Source organism: Lonsdalea britannica (assembly GCF_946477055.1).
In the GTDB taxonomy this organism is placed as follows: domain Bacteria; phylum Pseudomonadota; class Gammaproteobacteria; order Enterobacterales; family Enterobacteriaceae; genus Lonsdalea; species Lonsdalea britannica_A.
The window spans coordinates 1-3,470 of record NZ_CAMKXG010000314.1 but is presented as its reverse complement, the minus strand read 5'-3'; the positions used below and the strand labels follow the sequence as shown (position 1 = coordinate 3,470).

The following is a 3,470-nucleotide window of genomic DNA, read 5'->3' as shown; positions in this document are numbered from 1 at the left end:
TTCATGTCGTTAAAGCACAACAAATCATTATCTTCTTCTCTATTTCCGTCTATTTGATAGCCATCACCGAAGTCCTGAATATAAACGCGATAATCCCCATCACTCAGCTTATGAGGAACACCATATTTCTCCTTCATCATGTCCTTGTGAGCTTCCCACCAGGCAATCTGACGGTTTTTTAGATGTGGGAAATGCTTGACCAGAACGACGTCGCCATCATGTACGGCTACGATTTCCACGGGAGTTAAATACTGCCAGAGTAAATAACCACCGGCTGCGGCCGCGATAACGCCAGCTACTATTCGCTTGTTCATATTGCTTCCCTTGCATTTTCATTAGGGGCTTGTCCATAAGCAGTACCTAACGGTAGAACTGCCCTGTGTTTTGACTCCAGCCTACCCATATCAAAGGTATCTTCTCGATACATTTTGCCTCGCAATCATATCGTCAAAACAAAGTAAGTCAGTGTCTTCGTCCGTACCTCGATCAACACGGTATCCACCATCAAATTCAAGAACAAACACGCTGTAGTCATTGACGATGCCCCCACGCTGCAGGCGCCGATGAGCAAAATCAGTGCGTCGGCCAGTGGAGTGGGCAAAGGTTATTTTCTCTTTCTACATGGCTTGCAGATGTGTCGATATGCTTGGGTTTCTCAGTGTGTCATTTCTTTATTCACCCTTCAGTCCACACTTTGCCGATGCGTTGATTGTTCGTTGAAGCAGGGCGCGATGCTGATCGTATATGCTGTCTTTCTGCGTCATTTCTTCGCGTTTATGCTGAAAAAAGGCGGGGTTTTATAAATGTATGTTGAATAATACCCTAGGTTAAAGATGAATAAACCTTCACGATAATGCGCGGTTCCTCAGGTTTCCCGGTATCAATCTTTTTGTTTTATTTCTGATCAAATAATGACTCATCTTCTCCTTGTCATCAAAGGGTGATATGGGAGTGATTTTCCATGCCTTTCAGCATGATTTCAGCGTAATGTTCAGTATTTAAGACTGAATCATCAAAATTCATTTAATTAAATTATTCTTTTTAATCAATGGTTTTTTGTGTTTTGGTTGATCTTGGTTGGTTTTTTGATAAAAAGTCAGCTCCAACTCATGTTTACAGTCCAATTGAGCTTAACTGCGCGCTTTTTCTGCCGATAGTAATGATGTCGGCAATATCGTCATTTTGCTCATTTATAGGACTCATCATGTCAATCAAACGCTTCTCTCTCATTATTCTTGGTACACTTTTACTTATATTTTTCGCGAGTACGATATCGAATGTCTGGATGCTGATACGCAGCAACGATTCGCTGGATAGTGTGAATAAAGAAATACGCGTCGTGCTGTCGGTCATTGACCCCATCAACCACAGCCGCACCCTGCGCGTTCGTATCATGGAATATATGGAGGATATGGAAAAAGGGGGCGGTCAGAATTCTCAGTCGATGCTGGAAGGCGTGAATGCCGTTATGGCGAAAGCGGATGCGGCGTTTCAGTCTTATCTGAATGCACCTAAACAACCGTCGGAAGGTCCACTGGCCGATGCGTATCGCACGACTTATCTCGCCTATCGTCAGGATGGATTGCAGCCTTTGCTGGATGCGGCGGCCAAAAATGACGAACCTAAGTTTTATGCGCAGCTGGCCGTTGTTAGACAGCTGGATCGTCAGTACGAAATCGCGCTGGATAAACTCCTGGAATTCCGTGAGCAATATGCCAAAACGCTGAATCAGGATGCGCAGAGTAACTTCACCTTTTCAATGACCCTGATTGTGATCTTCGCCGTGGTGTTTATCGCCATCATCGCTGGGATGATGATCCTGCTGAAACGCTTTGTGCTGGATCAGCTGGGTATCGCCAAGGATCACTGCAGCCAGATTGCCAATGGTCATCTGGAAACCACGGTCAATGCGCATTTGAAAGGCGAGATTGGCGATCTGATGCGCTCGATGGAACAGATGCGTCTCTCTCTGGTGCAGATTATCGGGCAGGTGCGCGACTCGAGCTATACCGTCGCTCACGCGTCTCAGGAAATTGCCGCGGGCAACATCGACCTCTCTTCCCGTACTGAGCAGCAGGCGTCCGCGTTGGCGCAAACGGCGGCGAGCATGGAAGAGTTGGGCGCGACCGTTAAGCAGAATACAGCGAACGTCTATCAGGCGACGAGCCTGACTCAGGACGCGGTCAAAGCCGCGCAGGAAGGGGAGAAGGTGGCGAAAGAGGTGGGTGAAACCATGCTGGGCATCACCTCCAGTTCGAAGAAAATCGAAGACATCACCAGCGTCATCAACGGCATTGCATTCCAGACCAACATACTGGCATTGAACGCGGCGGTAGAAGCGGCCAGAGCCGGAGAGCAGGGCCGAGGATTCGCCGTCGTGGCTGGTGAGGTCCGTAATCTGGCGCAGCGCAGCGCTCAGGCAGCGAAAGAGATTGAAGGGCTGATCAGCGAATCGGTGAACGGCGTGCGCATGGGGTCGGATCAGGTCACCAAGACCGGAGAGGCGATGACCGCCATTATCACCTCCATTACGCGTATCAACGATTTGATGGGTGAAATCGCCACGGCGTCCGACGAACAGAGCCGCGGCATCGGTCAGATAGAACAAGCTGTGACGGAAATGGACGGCGTGACGCAGCAAAATGCGGCATTGGTTCAGGAGTCCGCTGCTGCGGCCGCGTCGCTGGAAGAGCAGGTGCATCACCTGACGAATGCCGTTTCTTCCTTCAAACTTCCCACGAATGAAAACACGCTGTTACGGCCGACGCTAACGAAGAAAACGTCGTCTTCTTCCAGCGTCAAAGCGTTGCCTGCAACTACCGGCGGTAAAAAGACGGGCGAAGATAACTGGGAGAAATTCTAAAAAAAACAGGCGCGCCAATCATCCATCGTCGCAACGTTTCTCACGCTGTGGCGATGACCCGGGGAACTGGCCGAACCGTATAATGGATGTACGGTCGGCGAGTGGATTTCCCCCGTTTGCCGACAAGTGATTGGTGATAGGGCATCGCGGACTCGCAAACCGTGATGCCCGCCAGCCTGACGTTCCTCGTCCGCTCCCTTCCTCTGATCTTCTCGTCGTTTTCATGGTGTCGCGATGCTTTGTTGCGTGCCCAAGGGAAGCGCTGCGTCTGCCTGATGGCAATAAACTCTCTCCTTTTTACATGATAACCGCTGCGCTGCGCTTGATAACCATGCAGATGATCCGCCAAGACAACACCGATCGCGCTCAGCGTTGTGGAAATAAGATGGCGACTCATTGACCGCTTTAGGTGTGGGTATCACCGGTTTGTTTTTCTTTTGTCGTGCAAAGAAAATCGAAAACAAGGGTTTATTTACCCTCAATCCGGCGGAAGCGAAAACGCATAATAGCGGCTGAAATGAGACTTATTTTTTAAAGAATAAAAAGGGGATTCCTATAGAGGACTCATCGCGGGCAAAGCGTTATTTCTGTTATTTGGGGATTTAGA

At 49.2% G+C, this 3,470-nt stretch carries 2 protein-coding genes; one reads left to right on the top strand and one right to left on the bottom strand.

Annotated features, from left to right (window positions below; genetic code table 11):
- On the bottom strand, positions 1-314 hold a 314-nt coding region (locus Q7O77_RS15820; protein WP_304169546.1), incomplete at its 3' end, for a DUF943 family protein.
- 890 nt (positions 315-1,204) lie between these two features.
- Between Q7O77_RS15820 and Q7O77_RS15815 the strand changes: the two genes are divergently transcribed.
- A complete protein-coding gene (locus tag Q7O77_RS15815) occupies positions 1,205-2,863 on the top strand; it encodes a methyl-accepting chemotaxis protein (protein WP_085652750.1) in 1,659 nt (552 codons plus the stop codon).
- Positions 2,864-3,470: the final 607 nt, after the last annotated feature.